Source organism: Massilia sp. R2A-15, from assembly GCF_030704305.1.
GTDB lineage: Bacteria > Pseudomonadota > Gammaproteobacteria > Burkholderiales > Burkholderiaceae_D > JAFCUW01.
Genome location: NZ_CP131935.1, coordinates 678,206 through 693,999, shown reverse-complemented (window position 1 = coordinate 693,999; position 15,794 = coordinate 678,206). Strand labels below are relative to the sequence as shown.

Annotated in this window: 17 protein-coding genes; 9 read left to right on the top strand and 8 right to left on the bottom strand. The window is 66.9% G+C overall.

The genetic code is table 11. From position 1 onward, the window contains the following. The first annotated feature begins 43 nt into the window (after positions 1-43). The 3 genes from fumC to Q4S45_RS03140 all read left to right on the top strand — a co-directional run bounded on the left by fumC (position 44) and on the right by Q4S45_RS03140 (position 2,123). Positions 44-1,432: a class II fumarate hydratase gene (fumC, locus tag Q4S45_RS03150; RefSeq protein WP_305509055.1), complete on the top strand. Its 1,389-nt coding sequence runs from the start codon at positions 44-46 to the stop codon at positions 1,430-1,432. A gap of 52 nt (positions 1,433-1,484) precedes the next feature. Then, positions 1,485-1,703: an RNA-binding S4 domain-containing protein gene (locus tag Q4S45_RS03145; RefSeq protein ID WP_305509054.1), complete on the top strand. Its 219-nt coding sequence runs from the start codon at positions 1,485-1,487 to the stop codon at positions 1,701-1,703. Positions 1,704-1,838: 135 nt separating this feature from the next. Continuing rightward, positions 1,839-2,123: a DUF883 domain-containing protein gene (locus tag Q4S45_RS03140; RefSeq protein WP_305509052.1), complete on the top strand. Its 285-nt coding sequence runs from the start codon at positions 1,839-1,841 to the stop codon at positions 2,121-2,123. On the opposite strand, the gene Q4S45_RS03135 is transcribed toward Q4S45_RS03140, so the two are convergent. From Q4S45_RS03135 to Q4S45_RS03100, 8 genes are all read right to left on the bottom strand, one after another. Then, complete coding sequence (locus Q4S45_RS03135; protein WP_305509050.1) at positions 2,120-3,754, bottom strand: DUF692 family multinuclear iron-containing protein; 1,635 nt, start codon at positions 3,752-3,754, stop codon at positions 2,120-2,122. The genes Q4S45_RS03140 and Q4S45_RS03135 overlap by 4 nt on opposite strands. A gap of 15 nt (positions 3,755-3,769) precedes the next feature. Next, positions 3,770-4,030 carry a DUF2282 domain-containing protein gene (locus tag Q4S45_RS03130; protein WP_305509048.1) on the bottom strand — a complete coding sequence of 87 codons (261 nt, stop codon included), beginning with the start codon at positions 4,028-4,030 and terminating at the stop codon, positions 3,770-3,772. 106 nt (positions 4,031-4,136) lie between these two features. Beyond that, positions 4,137-4,328 carry a YjfB family protein gene (locus tag Q4S45_RS03125; RefSeq protein WP_305509046.1) on the bottom strand — a complete coding sequence of 64 codons (192 nt, stop codon included), beginning with the start codon at positions 4,326-4,328 and terminating at the stop codon, positions 4,137-4,139. Positions 4,329-4,382: 54 nt separating this feature from the next. Then, complete coding sequence (mobB, locus tag Q4S45_RS03120) at positions 4,383-4,901, bottom strand: molybdopterin-guanine dinucleotide biosynthesis protein B (RefSeq protein WP_305509044.1); 519 nt, start codon at positions 4,899-4,901, stop codon at positions 4,383-4,385. After that, on the bottom strand, positions 4,888-5,532 hold the full coding sequence (locus tag Q4S45_RS03115; RefSeq protein ID WP_305509042.1) for a general secretion pathway protein GspB: 645 nt from the start codon (positions 5,530-5,532) through the stop codon (positions 4,888-4,890). The genes mobB and Q4S45_RS03115 overlap by 14 nt, the downstream gene beginning before the upstream one ends. Position 5,533: 1 nt before the next feature. Beyond that, a complete protein-coding gene (locus Q4S45_RS03110) occupies positions 5,534-7,141 on the bottom strand; it encodes an ExeA family protein (protein WP_305509041.1) in 1,608 nt (535 codons plus the stop codon). Between the two features lie 7 nt (positions 7,142-7,148). After that, complete coding sequence (locus tag Q4S45_RS03105) at positions 7,149-7,631, bottom strand: hypothetical protein (protein ID WP_305509039.1); 483 nt, start codon at positions 7,629-7,631, stop codon at positions 7,149-7,151. Positions 7,632-7,638: 7 nt separating this feature from the next. Then, the gene (locus Q4S45_RS03100) at positions 7,639-8,565 is read right to left on the bottom strand and encodes a LysR family transcriptional regulator (RefSeq protein ID WP_305509037.1); all 927 of its coding nucleotides are present in this window, start codon (positions 8,563-8,565) and stop codon (positions 7,639-7,641) included. 115 nt (positions 8,566-8,680) lie between these two features. Here Q4S45_RS03100 and Q4S45_RS03095 point away from each other — a divergent pair, with 115 nt between their 5' ends. The 6 genes from Q4S45_RS03095 (at position 8,681) to nagZ (ending at position 15,712) form a co-directional block, all read left to right on the top strand. Then, positions 8,681-8,896, top strand: a complete 216-nt coding sequence (locus Q4S45_RS03095) for a hypothetical protein (protein ID WP_305509035.1) — start codon at positions 8,681-8,683, stop codon at positions 8,894-8,896. Positions 8,897-9,022: 126 nt separating this feature from the next. Continuing rightward, a complete protein-coding gene (locus Q4S45_RS03090; protein ID WP_305509033.1) occupies positions 9,023-10,957 on the top strand; it encodes a CocE/NonD family hydrolase in 1,935 nt (644 codons plus the stop codon). 290 nt (positions 10,958-11,247) lie between these two features. Beyond that, on the top strand, positions 11,248-12,120 hold the full coding sequence (locus Q4S45_RS03085) for a BadF/BadG/BcrA/BcrD ATPase family protein (protein ID WP_305509031.1): 873 nt from the start codon (positions 11,248-11,250) through the stop codon (positions 12,118-12,120). After that, positions 12,117-13,229 carry an N-acetylglucosamine-6-phosphate deacetylase gene (gene nagA, locus Q4S45_RS03080; RefSeq protein WP_305509029.1) on the top strand — a complete coding sequence of 371 codons (1,113 nt, stop codon included), beginning with the start codon at positions 12,117-12,119 and terminating at the stop codon, positions 13,227-13,229. The genes Q4S45_RS03085 and nagA overlap by 4 nt, the downstream gene beginning before the upstream one ends. After that, positions 13,222-14,232: an SIS domain-containing protein gene (locus tag Q4S45_RS03075; protein WP_305512033.1), complete on the top strand. Its 1,011-nt coding sequence runs from the start codon at positions 13,222-13,224 to the stop codon at positions 14,230-14,232. The genes nagA and Q4S45_RS03075 overlap by 8 nt, the downstream gene beginning before the upstream one ends. Before the next feature lies 1 nt (position 14,233). Beyond that, positions 14,234-15,712, top strand: a complete 1,479-nt coding sequence (gene nagZ, locus Q4S45_RS03070) for a beta-N-acetylhexosaminidase (protein ID WP_305509027.1) — start codon at positions 14,234-14,236, stop codon at positions 15,710-15,712. Positions 15,713-15,794 lie beyond the last annotated feature (82 nt).

Below are 15,794 nucleotides of genomic sequence, written 5' to 3'. Positions count from 1 at the left end.
GAGTAAACTCTTTAGTTCCAGCACTCAAAAACAGGATGTGAATATGGACAGCAGGATCGAAAAGGACAGTTTCGGGCCGATCGACGTACCTTCCGGCCAGTTGTGGGGCGCGCAGACCCAGCGTTCGCTGGAACATTTTCATATTTCTACCGAGCGCATGGCGCCGGAGCTGATCGCCGCGCTGGCCCAGGTCAAGCGCGCCGCCGCCGAAGTAAACCGTTCCCTCGGCCTGCTGAAGGACGAACACGCCGACGCCATCATCCGGGCCGCCGACGAAGTGCTGGCCGGCGACCATGCGGGCGAATTCCCGCTGGCCGTGTGGCAGACCGGCTCCGGCACCCAGACCAACATGAACATGAACGAGGTGCTGGCCAACCGCGGCTCCGAGCTGATGGGCGGCGCGCGCGGCGAGGGACGCCTGCTGCATCCGAACGACCAGGTCAACATGGGACAGTCGTCGAACGACATCTTCCCCACCGCGATGCACGTGGCGGCGGCGCTGGCCGTGTCGCAGCAGGTGCTGCCGGCGCTGGGCCAGCTGCGCGGCACACTCGAAGCGAAGGCCGCGGCGTTCGCCGACATCGTCAAGATTGGCCGTACCCACCTGCAGGACGCGACGCCGCTGACGCTCGGCCAGGAGTTTTCCGGCTACGCGGCGCAGCTGGACTACGCCGCGCAAATGATAGAGGCCGCCCTGCCCGGCCTGATGCTGCTGGCCGCAGGCGGCACCGCGGTCGGCACCGGACTGAACGCGCATCCGTCTTTCGCCGCGCGCATCGCCGACGAACTGGCAAAGCGCACCGGCGTCGCCTTCCGCTCGGCGCCGAACAAATTTGCCGCGCTGGCCGGCCACGACGCGCTGGTCGCCGCGCACGGCGCGCTGAAAACGCTGGCCACGGCGCTGATGAAGATCGCCAACGACGTGCGCTGGATGGCGTCGGGCCCGCGCTCGGGCCTGGGCGAAATCACGATTCCCGAAAACGAGCCAGGCAGCTCGATCATGCCGGGCAAGGTCAACCCGACCCAGTGCGAGGCGCTGACCATGCTGTGCTGCCAGGTGTTCGGCAACGACGTCGCCATCACCGTGGGCGGCGCCTCGGGCAACTTCGAACTGAACGTGTTCAAGCCGATGATCGCGCATAATTTCCTGCAAAGCGCGCGCCTGCTGGCCGACGGCATGCGCTCTTTCGACGAGCACTGCGCCCACGGCATCGAGCCGAACACCGCACGCATCGCCGAACTGATGGAACGCTCGCTGATGCTGGTGACGGCGCTGGCGCCGCATATCGGCTATGATCGCGCCGCGCAGATCGCCAAGCTGGCGCAGCACGACGGGCTCACGCTCAAGCAGGCGGCGCTGCAACTGGGCTTCGTCACGGAAGAACAATTCGACCAATGGATCGTGCCGATCGACATGACGCGCCCGGGATAATCGGTCTCAAGTGTGCGTGGCCTAACCAACAATCGGAAATCACAAGGATAAGATGCAGAAACTAACTTTTGAATTGACCTCGGAATTTATCGAGGTCAACCAGCTCTTGAAGTTGTCGGGACTGGTCGACAGCGGCGGCGCAGGCAAGAACCTGGTCGCCAGCGGTGCGGTCAAGGTCGACGGCAAGCAGGAGTTGCGCAAGACCGCGAAGATTCGCGCCGGCCAGACGGTAAGCCTGGGCGATGTGCAAATCAGCGTGGTTGCCGGCTGAGGCGTCCTTACTGCGCGGGCGCATCCAAAGGTTAGGACAGCGGCGCGCGATCCCTCACATTTGCGGCGACACAAAGATGGATGGGCTTGCTTGCTTATATTATAAGACGTGATCAACCGCCCCAAGGTGAGCGACATGAACAGGCCCGAAGAAAGCCCACAAACGCAGGAACGACTTATCGGCGATTTGCGCCTGGTGATCCAGAACGCGGAAGAATTGCTGAAGAACACCGACAACTACACCAGCGTGCTGTATCGGAACGCGCGCGAAAAACTCGCGCTGGCGCTGAATGCGGCGACCGAGGAGCTCACGCGCTTCGAAGACGCCCAGCTTGAACGCATGATGGTCGCCACGCATGAAGCGAGCATCCAGCACGCCGACAAGACTGGCGAAGCGCGGATTCTGCGCGCCTTCCACTAGCCTTCAGCAGCATCGGGGTCTGGTCCTGCGGACCTGACCCCATTTTGAAAAACCCCGAGCCGCAACCACTCCCCCAGGTTGAACGCAACGTCGAACTGCTCGTCGATGGCGAACGCGACATCGAGCGCCTCACCGAATGTGGCGCCCTTAGCGAGAGTCACAAGCGCCGCATGCGCCGCAGCCCCAATCGGCACCAGCTCCGCCTTCCACTTCGGGCGCGCAACCAGCGCGTAGCTCGGCGCCGCCATCTGCTCCGGGAACGCCACGCCGACCTCCTGGTGCGCCTGCCACAACTGCACCACCGCCCAATTCGACGCGATCAGCGCGCACGCCGGATGCAAGGCGAAGCGCGCCGCCTCCAGCTGTTCCGGCGTGCCGAGATCCGCGGCGCCAAGCGCCGTCGCATCGGCCGCAAAGTGCGCGCGGTGCAGCGCCCATTCCAGGCTCGCCATGTCCGGCAGGTAGGGATATTCGGCCACATGCTCGCAGTGCTCCAGGAACTGAGCGAACGTGGCGCCGAAGCGATTCAGGTCGGCGTCATCGGACGGATGCGCCATGCCGTACGCGCGCGTCAGGCCGCCAAAGAATTCGGCCCCGACCAGTTCGCGCAGCACCGGATACGCGGCAGACAGCGCCTTGTTCCAGGTTGACGTGAGATTGCCGCGGTAGATCGCCAGCCGCTCCGAGCCGCCCTTGAGCCGCGCGATCACCGGGCCGGCGGCATCCGGCGAGAACAGCGCGTCGGCGAACTGCTGCTGGTGCGCGGCGATGTCGGAACGGCTTGCGCCAGTCGCGGCCACACTCGCCGGTTGCGCGCCAGCTCGCATCCCGAAGCCTGCGGCGATCGCCTCCGCCTTGCGCACCTCGCCGAGCAGCGTGTCCAGCGGCGGGATATCGGTATCCCATTCGATCAAGGTCGGCACCTTGCCGAATCGCGCCAGCGCGGCGCGGTACAGATCCCATACCGGCTGCGCCACCGCGGCGCCGTGATGGTCGATGACGGCGTCCGGCGTCGCCAAGTGCCCGGCCAGGTGAATCTCGCCGACCATGCCGGGCGCGATCGTGGCCAGCGCGGCGTATGCGTCCTCGCCGTGGTTGCACTGGTTGACGTACAGGTTGTTCACGTCGAGCAGCAGGCCGCATCCGGTGCGCCGCGCCAGCGCGGCCATGAATTCGGCCTCGCTCATCGCATCGTCGCAAAAGCGCACCAGGCTCGACACGTTCTCCAGCAGGATCGTGCGGCCCAGCGCGTGCTGGACGCGGTCCACCCGCTCGGCCAGCAGATTGAGCGCGGCGTGGTCCAGCGTAATCGGCAGGAGGTCGTTGAGATTGCGGTCGTGGACCGCGCCCCAGCTCAGGTGCTCGGATACCAGGAAAGGCTCGACGCGCTCGGCCAGCTGGCGTACGCGTTCGAGATGAAGTTCCGAAAAGCCGCGCGCCGAGCCGAGGCCGAGGCCGACGCCATGCAGGCTGACCGGATAGTCGCGCCGCAGCTGGCGCAGCACGTGCCAGTCCCAGCCCGACTGGCTGATGTAGTTTTCAGTGTGGACCTCGAGCCAGCCCACGCGCGGGCGGTGCTCGAGAAATTCGCGGTAATGCGCAGCGCGCAGGCCGACGCCGACTCCTGGCATCGCGCCCTCGCCTGCTTACTTCTTGGGAGCCAGCGTGCCGCCGACTTTTTCGCAGGTGCCCTTGGGGACGAACTTCCAGTCGGCTGGACCTTTGTCGACTTTGGAATCGCCCGCGCAGCCGTGCGCGCCGTCGGCCGCCGAGCAGTCGTTCTGGCCGGCCTTGGCGACGCCGTAGCATTTTTCCTTTTCGGCCTTGGCGGTGTCGGCAGCGGCAGCGGCGCCGGCGGCGCAGACGGAGGCGATGGCGGCGGCAAGCAGGGCGTGGCGTTTGGTCATGAGTAGATCTCCGGGTTCTGAGGTTCTTGGGGTGTTCGCGATTTTACACGCAAAAAAAACCGGCGCCTCCTTGCGGACGGCGCCGGTTTCAATGGGTGACAGAAGCTCAAGCCTTGGTATTGATCGTATTACCCAGATGCGCCGGCAGGTTCTGCACGCTCGGCGCCGGCTGGATGGCGTCGATCAGCTGTGTCGCGGTCGACGTGGCGATATCCTGGATTTTCTTCTGCACGGCGAATTGAACATCCTGCCTGGTGCCTGTTTCAGCCATGTTGGTTGCAGTCTTTGCAATATCCATTTAACTCTCCGGTGGGTGGCGTCTACCTCGTTATCGGCGCGACCTGCCAAACCTTTAGGCCGGGGCGCCGATCCGGCCATTGAGCCAGCTCAAAACCGCGGCGGGAGCGTTCAGGTCGAGCCAGGCGGTGGTCTCGCGCACGCCCTCCGGACGCGGCGCATCGGACGCCACCGCCACCACGTTCGCATCATCCGGGTACAACGCCGGCTTGCCCAGCGACGGCCGAAACACCTCCAGCTTCGGCACCGGTTCCCATTTGTAGCCCTCGACCAGCGTCAGGTCGGCCGGCGCCAGGCGCGCGATGTGCTCGGCCAGCGACGGCTCGTCCGCGCCGCGCAGTTCGCGCATGATCGCCACGCGATACGGCGACGCCAGCATCACCTCGGCGGCGCCGGCCATGCGCAAGCGCGCGCTGTCCTTGTGCGGCGGCTCGAGCAGCACGTCGTGGTGGCTATGCTTGATGAAGTTCACGCGCAGGCCCCGCGCTGCCAGCTGACCGACCAAAAATTCGAGCAACGTAGTCTTGCCGCTGCCGGACCACCCGACCACGCACAGGGTATTAGTAAGGGACAAGGTAACGATATCCTTTGTAGTTCATGACCGCGGCCTTGGCCCGCAGCTGTTCCAGCACCAGGCCGGGCGCGACCTCCTCACCTTCGTGGCGCAGCACCTTGTCGACGAGGAGCAGGCGGTCGGCCGGATTGGCCGAATACATGTAGCCGCCGAAGGTCACCTGGGGCACCGTGCTTCGGACCGCGTCCGGCAGCTCGCGCAGGAACGGCAGCTTTTCTTCCGCCGGCGCAGCCGGCTTGGCGACGGGCGACGGTTTGAGTGCGAGCTCCGGTTTGAGTGCGGGCGCCGGTTTGAGTACGGGCTCCGGTTTGGGTGCAGCCTCCGGTTTGGTTGCTGGCGCCGACGGCGGCACCACAGCCAGCGCGGGCGGCGCGGCGACCGCGGGCGCAACCGGAGGCGGCGTGGCCACGAGTACCGCTGCCGGCCGCGTCACGATCGGCGCCTGCATGCGCCATACGGCAACAGCGGCCGCCAGCGCCAGCACAACGCCTCCCGCCACCAGCCAGGGCAGGCGCGAGTTGCGCGAAGGCCGCGCGGGCGGCGCGCCAAGCGGCACCGCCTGCAGGGTCGGCGCGCTGCCCACCTGGCGTTCGGCTTGCGCCTTCTTGAGTGCTTCGAGAATGTATGACATATCAATGAGCTTTCGGCGCGGCGGGGCTCGCAGGCCTGGCCCCATTGTGCAGCAGGCGCGGTTCGTCCACCCCGCCCAGCTGGTTCAGGCGCATGTACGTGCGCGGCCCCGCGACGCCATCGGCCTTCAGGTTTTGCTGCTTCTGGAATTCGCGCAACAGCTTGCGCATGCGGGCGTCGAGCGGCTGGTTCAGCTCCGGCGCGGCGACGTGATTGATTTGCGCCAGCCGCGCCGCGATCCAGTCGACATCGGGACCTGCTTCGTCAGCCCCCACCTGATCGCGGAACCCGCGCGGCGCCGACCACAGCGTGGTGTACTCGCCGTCGAACCGCGCCGCCAGCGCCGCCACGCCCAGCGTTTGCGACTTGCCGTTCACGCGCAGCGTCGCCTGGTTGTCGTCGAGTTTGGCCAGCACGGCGTAGGCGACATCCGGCCCATCGTGCAAGGTCAGTATCGCCGGCCGGTCGAGCAGGCGCACTTCGTACAGGCCGCCCTTGCCCTTGTGGCAGTGCAGGTTCCGCTGCAGCGCGGCCTGGCATGGCTCGCCGGGCGGCAGCGGATCGCCCCACAGGCCCGCCAGTTCGCGCAGCGCGTCGTCGATGCTGGCGTAAGCGGGCATGGACGCCGGCGGCACCGGCGCCTTCACTGCCGGCGCGGCCTTGACAGGGGCCGGGGCCGGGGCCGGTGCCGGCGCATGGGCCATCAGCTGCCACGCGGCCGCCGCACTGATCACCGCGCCCGACAGCACCGCCGCGACAACCGCCGGCCACCGGCTTGCGGGTGCGCGCTCGCCGTCGAACACTTCGCCCGCAGCCCGCCGCAGGATGGCGCGCGTCACTTCGCTGGTGTTCTCGACATAAGCGCCGAGCAGCGCGCGGTCGCACAACAGGTTGATCCGGCGCGGTACGCCGTGCGTGAGCCGGTGCACCAGCGGCATCAGGCCACGCGGGAACAGCGTTGCCGCCCCTGCCCCCGCCACGGCCAGCCGGTGCGCGACATAGCTGCCGGTTTCGTCCTCGGTCAGCGAACCGAGGTGATAGCGCGCGATCACGCGCTGCGCCAGCTGTTCGAGTTCGGGCCGCGCCAGCATCGCGCGCAGCTCGGGCTGGCCGATCAGGATAATCTGCAGCAGCTTGCGCTCGCTGGTCTCCAGGTTGGTCAGCAGCCGCAGTTGTTCGAGCACATCGGCCGACAGGTTCTGCGCCTCGTCGATGACCAGCACATTGTTCTTGCCCTGCGCGTGGCTGGCCAGCAGGTACTTGTTGATCGCGTCGACGTAGGCCTTGACGCTGACTGCACCGGAGCCCGCGGGCGGCAGAGTGATGCCGAATTCGTCGCACACCGACAGCAGCAGCTCTTCGACCGACAGCTTCGGATTGAAGATGTAGGCCAGCTTGCAGTTCTCCGGGATCTGCTCGATGAAGCAGCGGCACACGGTGGTCTTGCCTGCGCCGATTTCGCCGGTCAGCAGCACGAAGCCGCCGCCGCTGCCGATCCCGTACAGCAGGTGCGCCAGCGCCTCGCGATGGCGCTCGCTCATGAACAGGTAGCGCGGGTCGGGCGCGATGGAAAACGGCGCTTGCTTCAGGTTGAAGAAATCGGTGTACATGAATCGGCTAACCTGCCGGCAGCGGCTTGTACTTCACGCAGTAGATTTTCGACTTCTGGTTGAAGTAGACGATCTGGCTGCCGGGGATCGATCCGCGCACCGGAAACTGCGATGCATCGACCGGGCGATGGCGGATGCCGGCCGCCGCGCGGATCGCCTCATCGAGCTTGTCCGGACTGGCTTCGGCGACGGCGCCGACGAATACCAGCTCGCTGCTGTCGTCGCTGACCATCACTTCGGTGACCGGGGTGCCCCAGAGCGAACCGTCCGCCTTGAACCAGAAGGCGCCGCCCTCGTGCTTGTAGGCCGGGCCGAACGCGGAAGTGAAGTAATCGTAGAAATAGGCGTTGTCCAGGTGGCTGCGGCACAGCAGCGCATTGCCGATGACCGGGCCGAAGGTCGACGGCGCCGCGCAAGCGAATGGCGCGGCGAGGCAAACCAGCGCGGCGCACGCAAGTCGGATCAATGGGATCGAATATGCCTTGGACATGGGAGCATTATGACATTGCGCGCGGCGGAAGCCACGGGTCGGACTCTGGGCGCGGAAACTGCGCGCTCATGAACTCGACGAAGCTGCGCACCTTGGCCGACAGCAGGCGCCGGCTTGGATACACCATCATGATCGACAGCTGCTCGACGTAGTGCCCCTCTAACAGCTGGACCTGCCGTCCGGTTTCCAGGTCATCCTCCAGCGTGTACGACGAGCGCAGCATGATGCCCATCCCCGCCAACGCTGCCTGGCGCAGCACGGCGCCGTTGTTCGACACCATGCGGCTGGTGACCGGCACATTGATCCGTTCTCCGCCGGTTGTTACCGGCCAGTGGTGGCGCAACTGCTCGAAGGAGAAGTTGAGGCAGTCATGTTTCGAGATGTCCATCAGCGTGGCCGGCGTGCCGCGGCGCTTCAGGTAATCGGGCGAGGCGCACAGCACGACGTTCGATGTCGCCAGGCGGCGCGCGATCATGCTGGCGTCGAATTTCTGCAGGCCGATGAAGATCCCGACGTCGAAGCCCTCCGCGACCAGGTCGACCGCGTGATCTGCCAGCGTCACGTCGAGCACCACGCCGGGGACCAGCTGTGCGAACTTCGGCAGCAGCATCGCCAGCTGCGCCTGGCCGAAGCCGGGATGACAGTAGATGCGCAGCGTGCCGCCCGGTTCGCGCGCGCTGGACGACGCGATCGCGTCGGCATCGTCGATGTCGGCGAGGATCTGGCGCACGCGGTCCAGGTACTGCTGGCCGGTTTCGGTCAGCGACAGGCGGCGCGTGGTGCGGTTCAGCAGGCGAGTGCCGAGGTGCGTCTCGAGGTCGGCGATATTGCGTGTGACGACCGCCGCCGACATATCCAGCGCCTGCGCCGCACCCGCAAAACTGCCCTGCTCCACCACCTTCGCGAACACCCGCATCGAACCCAGCCTGTCCATCGCTCCTCCATTCTTGCGTAATCCGCAATTGTGCATTGCGATTATTCGTCTTTTTTGCGGAACACGCAATGTGTAAAGTGGTTTCCATCAACCAAACACAACCAGGAGAACAACCATGAACGCACAAAAATTCCTCGCAGCCGCCGCAATGATCGCCGCCGCCGGTTCCGTTTTTGCTGGCGAGCCGCCAGTGTCCGAATCGAAGTTGAACGTGCCCGTGCTGGCCAAGACCTCGGCGCGCAGCCGGGACGACGTGCGCGCCGAGGCGATCGAAGCGGCCAAGAACGCCAAGACCACGCTGGCGGCGCAGCTGGAGCAGTACAAGAACTGAGTTGGCGCCAGGGGTCAGGTCCCGCGGACCTGCCCCCGGGGCCCAAAATCCGGTGCCAATGTGATAATGTACCTGCGCGCCAAGCGAGGCCCGCCTGGCATTGCGGTTACGCTCACAAGGACGCCCATGACGCCATTCCTCGCCCGCCTCGCCCCGCTCGCCCTCGCCGTTGCCAGCCTCGCCCACGCGCAAACGGCCACCTACCCCGCGCTCCCTTCCGAAACACCTGCCGAATTCGTCCCCGTCACCTCCAGCTTCAACTACATCAAGCGCACCGTGATGGTGCCGATGCGCGACGGCACAAAGCTCAATACGATCATCATCGTGCCGCGCAACGCCAGGGGCGCGCCTATGCTGCTGACCCGCACGCCCTACGACGCCAGCGGCATGACCAGCCATAACGAGAGCTCGGACATGATGTCCATCCTGCAGGGCTACGACAACGCGGCCGACGTGATCGTCGAAGGGGGCTACATCCGCGTGGTGCAGGACGTACGCGGCAAGTACGGTTCGGAAGGCGACTACGTGATGAACCGCCCGCTGGCCGGCAGCGCGCTGAACCCGACCCCGGTCGATCACTCCACCGATACCTGGGACACGATCGAGTGGCTGACGAAAAACGTGCCCGAGTCGAACGGCAAGGTCGGCATCATCGGCATCTCCTACGACGGCTTCCTGCCGCTGATGGCGCTGGTCAATCCGCACCCGGCGCTGAAAGTGTCGGTGCCGATGAACCCGATGGTGGACGGCTGGATGGGCGACGACTGGTTCCACCACGGCGCCTTCCGGCAGATCAATATGTCGTACATGCTCGAACAGGTCGTCACGCGCAAGAACGACGCCAAGTGGTTCACCTCGACCTACGACGATTTCGACACCTACCTGCGCGCCGGGTCGGCGGCCGAACTGGCGCGCCAGCGCGGCGTAACGCAAAGCGGCTTCTGGAAAAAGCTGTCGGCCCATCCCACCTATGACGCGTTCTGGCGCGAGCAGGCGATGGACAAGATCCTCGCGCGCCAGCCGGTCACCGTGCCGACCATGCTGGTGCACAGCCTGTGGGACGCGGAAGACATCTACGGCGCCATCGCGGTGTACAAGGCGATCAAGCCGAACGACAAGGCCAACGACAAGGTGTTCCTGGTGATGGGGCCGTGGTCGCACGGCGGCGCCATCGGCGACGGCAGCAAGCTGGGCGAGATCCGGTTCAACAGCGACACCGCGCTGCACTTCCGCCAGGAGATCCTGCGTCCCTTCCTCGACCGCTACCTGAAGGACGCGGCGCCGGCGGCCGATATCGCGCCGGTGTCGGCGTTCGAGACCGGCACCAACAAGTGGCGCAGCCTGGCCGCGTGGCCGAGCGGCTGCACCAGCGGCTGCGCGATCAGGCCGGTGCCGCTGCGCCTGGTGGCCGGCGAAAAGCTGATCCTCGGCGGCGCCGGCGACCAGGGCTACGACGAATACATCTCCGATCCGGCCAAGCCGGTGCCGTACCGCGCGCGGCCGCTCAATTACGGCTACGACGAAACGAAGGGCCAGACCTGGCCGCGCTGGCTGACCGACGACCAGCGCGAAGCGTCGGGCCGCACCGACGTGCTGACCTTCACCTCCGAAGTGCTGACCGCGCCGCTGAAGATCAGCGGCGAACCTATCGCCAACCTGGTGGCCTCGACCAGCGGCACGGATTCTGACTGGGTGGTGAAGGTGATCGACCTGTATCCGGACCAGGTGGCGAGCCAGCCGGCGATGGGCGGCTACCAGCTGATGATTTCGGCCGACATCTTCCGCGGCCGCTACCGCGAAGGCTACGAGACCGCGAAGCCGGTCCGGGCCGACAAGGCGCTGCCGTACAAGTTCGCGCTGCCGACGGCGAACCACGTGTTCCTGCCGGGGCACCGGATCATGGTGCAGGTCCAGTCCAGCTGGTTCCCGCTGTACGACCGCAATCCCCAGACCTTCGTGCCGAGCATCTTCGATGCCAAGCCGGGCGACTACAGGAAGGCTACGCAGCGGATTTACCACACCAGCTATGTCGAGCTGCCGGTGGTCGAAGCCGCGAAATAACCCGCCTGTCGTTCCTGCGAAGGCAGGAACCTATACTGAGCATGCGTCGCCTTGACTCTAATTCAGCATGGGTTCCTGCCTTCGCAGGAACGACTGCAGAGTGCAGACCGCACCAATACCAGTGCGGTGCGCGCCTCCATTGAATATCAACGAGTTATCGACATAACCGCGCGTTATTCGACGATACCGGTTCGACATATTTCAATACCACTTAAATACCTGTTGACAAGCTTGGGTGGCAAACCTATAGTGCCCTGACCTCAATTCCGCACCCCCAACAACAGCACAACATGATCGAATATTTCATCGGCGTCGACGGCGGCGGAACCGGCACCCGCGTACGCCTGGCGAACGCCGACGGCGTGGAACTGGCGCAAGCCCAGGGCGGCCCTTCCGGCCTCGCGCACGGCATCGACAACGCCTGGAAAGCCATCAACGACGCGGTCGGCAAGGCGTTCGCGCTGGCCGGCATCGCATTCGCGCCGATCGGCGCATCGGCCATCGGCCTCGGACTGGCCGGCGTCCACAATAAACAATGGGCCGCCGAGTTCATCGCCGCCAATCCCGGCTACGCCGCGATCCGCCTCGAGACCGACGGCTTCACCACCCTGATGGGCGCGCACGGCGGCGAGCCGGGCACCATCGTCGCCATCGGCACCGGCAGCGTCGGACAGGCGCTGCTGCCGAACGGCGAGCAGCGCGAAGTCGGAGGCTGGGGCTTCCCCGCCGGCGACGAAGCGAGCGGCGGCTGGATCGGCCTGCGCGCCATCAACCACATCGAAAAGGTCATCGACGGGCGCGAGCCGGCCAGCGCCTTCGCGCAAGCCGTGATCGACGCCTGCGGCGGCCACCGCGACGCGATCCAGGTGTGGCTGGCGAAAGCCAACCAGACCGCCTACGCCCAGCTGGCGCCGATCGTGGTCGCGCATGCCGCGACCGACGACACCGCGCGCGGCTTCCTGGCCGACGCCGGCCGCGAAGTGGCCAGCATCGCGCAAGCGCTCGACCCGTCGGGCACCCTGCCGCTGGCCCTGTGCGGCGGCCTCGGTGCGCCGCTGCGCGCATTCCTGCCGGACGGCCTCCTCGCGCGCAGCAGCGCACCGCTGGGCGACGCCGCCGCAGGCGCGCTGCGCATGATCATGACTACGGAGCCACGCCAATGAGCGCTGCAATCAAAGGTAATATCCTGACCCCGCAAGGCTGGGTCAACGGCGCAATCGGTTTCGACGGACGCATCACCACCATCGACGGCGCCGCGGCCGATCCGTCGTCCAACGGCGACGACTACATCCTCCCCGGCTTCATCGACCTGCACGTGCACGGTGGCGGCGGGCGCGACGTGATGGAAGGCGGCGACGCGCCGCACGTGATCGCGGCGATGCACGCGAAACACGGCACCACCAGCCTGCTGGCGACCACCATGACCGCGCCGCCGGAAGACATCGTGGCCGCGCTGAAGGCCATCGGCGCCGCCTGCTCCGCGCCGCGCAAAGGCGCTTCGCGCATCCTCGGCGTGCACCTCGAAGGTCCGTACATCAATCCCGGCAAGCTCGGCGCGCAGCCCGACTATGCGCGCTCGGCCACGCTGGCCGAAGTGCAGGAACTGGAATCCTACGCGCCGATGCGCCTTATAACCGTGGCGCCGGAAATGGAAGGCCACCTGGCGCTGGTGCGCGAACTGGCCGACGCCGGCATCCGCGTGCAGATCGGCCACACCACCGGTTCCTACGACGACGGCGTGGCGGCGCTCGCGCACGGCGCGGCCGGCTTCACCCACCTGTTCAACGCGATGAACCCGCTGCACCACCGCGCGCCGGGCATGGTCGGCGCCGCGCTGGCGCACGCCGACTACGCCGAGATCATCCCGGACCTGCTGCACGTGCATCCGGGCGCGATCAAGGTCGCGCTGCGCTCGATTCCGCACCTGTTCTGCGTGACCGATTCGACCGCCGCCACCGGCATGCCGGACGGCGAGTACATGCTGGGCCGCCAGCTGGTCCACAAGTGCATGGGCGGCGTGCGCCTGCCCGACGGCACGCTGGCCGGCAGCACCCTGACCATGGACCAGGCGCTGCGCAACCTGGTCAGCATCGGCCTGGACCTGGCCGACGCCTCGAAGCGCGTGTCCACCAACGCCGCCGACTACCTGGGCGAAACCCAGCGCGGGCGCCTGGCGCCGGGCTGCTTCGCCGACATCGTGGTCCTCGACCGCAACCTGAACATCAAAGCCGTTTATATCGAAGGAGAAGTTTGTGACCTCACTGATGCTTAAAGAGGCTGTATCCGCAGCCGAATGCGTCGCCCTGCAACTGTCGAAAGACACCGACCGCTACGCCGAGCTTGGCCGCAAACTTCGCTCCACCAATTTCAACACCGCGCTGACCATCGCGCGCGGCAGCTCGGACCACGCGTCGAACTACGTCGCCTACCTGATTATGGCGCGCCTGGGCCGCGTGGTCGCATCGCTGCCGATGTCGCTGCTCACGCTGTACAAATCGCCGATCATCACGCGCGACACCCTGACCATCGCGATCTCGCAATCGGGCCAGAGCCCGGACGTGGTCGAGCCGACCCGCTACTTCCGCGACGGCGGCGCCACCACCATCGCGCTGGTCAACGACATCGATTCGCCGCTGGCCCACGCCGCCGAATGGGCGATGCCGCTGCACGCCGGCAAAGAGCAAAGCGTGGCCGCGACCAAGAGCTTCATCACCAGCCTGGTGGCCGGCGCGCGCCTGGTCTCGCAATGGCAGAACGACCCTGAACTGGCCGAAGGCCTGGCCGCGCTGCCGGAGGCGCTTGCCGCCGCCGCGCAAGCCGACTGGTCGGCCGCGATCGACGTGCTGGCCCCGGCCCGCAACATCATGGTGGTCGGACGCGGCATCAGCTTCCCGATCGCGCTCGAATCGGCATTGAAATTCAAGGAAACCTCGGCGCTGCAGGCCGAAGCGTTTTCCGGCGCCGAGATCAAGCACGGCCCGATGGCGCTGATCGACGAAGGCTACCCGCTGCTGATCTTCGCAACCCGCGGCCCGGCGCAGGCCGGCCTGGTGCAACTGGCCACCGAGATGCGCGGCCGCGGCGCGCGCGTGCTGCTGGCCGCGCCCGCCGACATCGCCGAGCGCGACCTGACCTTGCCGGTCGCCGCCACGCCTGACCTTGACCCTATCGTCGCGATCCAGTCGTTCTACGTGATGGCCGCGCACCTGTCGAAAGCGCGCGGCATGGACCCTGACCGTCCGCGCCACCTGAGCAAAGTCACCAAGACCAACTGATATGACCAACTCCAGAAACCTGGCCGGCCGGCTGATCATGGTGCGCATCGCCGGCACCGAGCTCGATGCGGCGACGGCGCAATTCCTGAAGGCGAACAGCGTGCGCGGCGTGTGCCTGTTCCGCAATAACATGACCGACGCGAATCAGCTCGCGCGCCTGACCGCCGACCTGCGCGCGGTGATGGGCCCGGACGCGCTGATCGCGCTGGACCAGGAAGGCGGCGCCGTGGTGCGCTCGACCTGGGTGCCGGCGCCGCCGTCGGCGATGGCGCTGGGCGCGGCCGACGACGCCGAACTGGCGCGCAAGGTCGGCGCCGCGGTCGCGCGCGCGGTCAAGGCGCTCGGCTTCAACTGGAACTTCGCGCCGGTGCTGGACCTGAACAACAACCCGCACAACCCGGTAATCGCCGAGCGCTCGTTCGGCGCCGATCCGCAGCGCGCGACCGAGCTGGCGATGGCCTGGATGGCGGGCAGCGAGTCGGAAGGCGTGGCCTGCTGCGTCAAGCACTTCCCCGGCCACGGCGACACCCACGTCGATTCGCACCGCGACCTGCCGACGGTGGACAAGCCGGTGGCCGAACTCGAGCAGTTCGAGTTCGCGCCGTTCCGCATGGCGGCCGGCCACGCGCCGGCGATGATGACCGCGCACATCGTGTACCCGGCGCTCGATCCCGAGTTCCCGGCCACCATGTCGCGCCGCATCCTCACCGGCCTGCTGCGCGAGCAGTGGCAGTACAACGGCGTGATCATCACCGATGCGATGGACATGCACGCGATCGCGCACCGCTTCGGCGCCGGCCATGCCGCCGTCAACGCGCTGGTGGCCGGCGCCGACATGGTGATGGCGCTGGGCGACGCGGCGATCCAGGAAGAGACGATCGTGTCGATCGCCGCTGCCATCGACGACGGCACCCTGAGCGGCGACGACGTGGCGCAGCGCCTGGCGCGCCTCGAAGCGCTGGCGCGCGCCTATCCGTGCGTGCAGCGCGGCTATCCGGAAGACTGTGCCGACCGCGACCTGATGGCCGAGGCGTGGAAGCGCGCCCTGACCGCGCGCGGCGAGCCGCGGCGTCCCGCGCCTGGCGCGAAGGTGCGCCTGGTGGTGCGCCAGGACCGCGTCAGCGACGGCGTGTCCGAAGCGGGCGTGCCGGCCGCCGCGGTGGCTGCATCGCTGGGCCGCCTGTACGACCTCGAACTGGTGACGTTTGCCGACGCCGAAACCTTCGACTGGAGCGCGCTGCCGGCCGACGGCCGCTTCACGATGCTGGCGTCGACCTCGCGCCTGCGGTACGGGCTGAACGCACGCGCCGGCTGGAAGCCGGACCTGCACCTGTGCCTGTGGAATCCCTACCAGGCGCTCGACATCGCGGCGCCCGCGCTGATCACCTACGGCTTCGCCGCGCCGGCGCTGGACGCCATCAACGGCTGGCTGTCGGGCGAACTCGAAGCGCGCGGCCGCGCCCCGGTCGCCGGCTTCTGAGCGCCTGTCGTATCCGCGCACGCGAAACGCAGGCGTTTGCCCCATGCTGAGCATGCCGACGAGGTAAAGCCATCTCAGCATG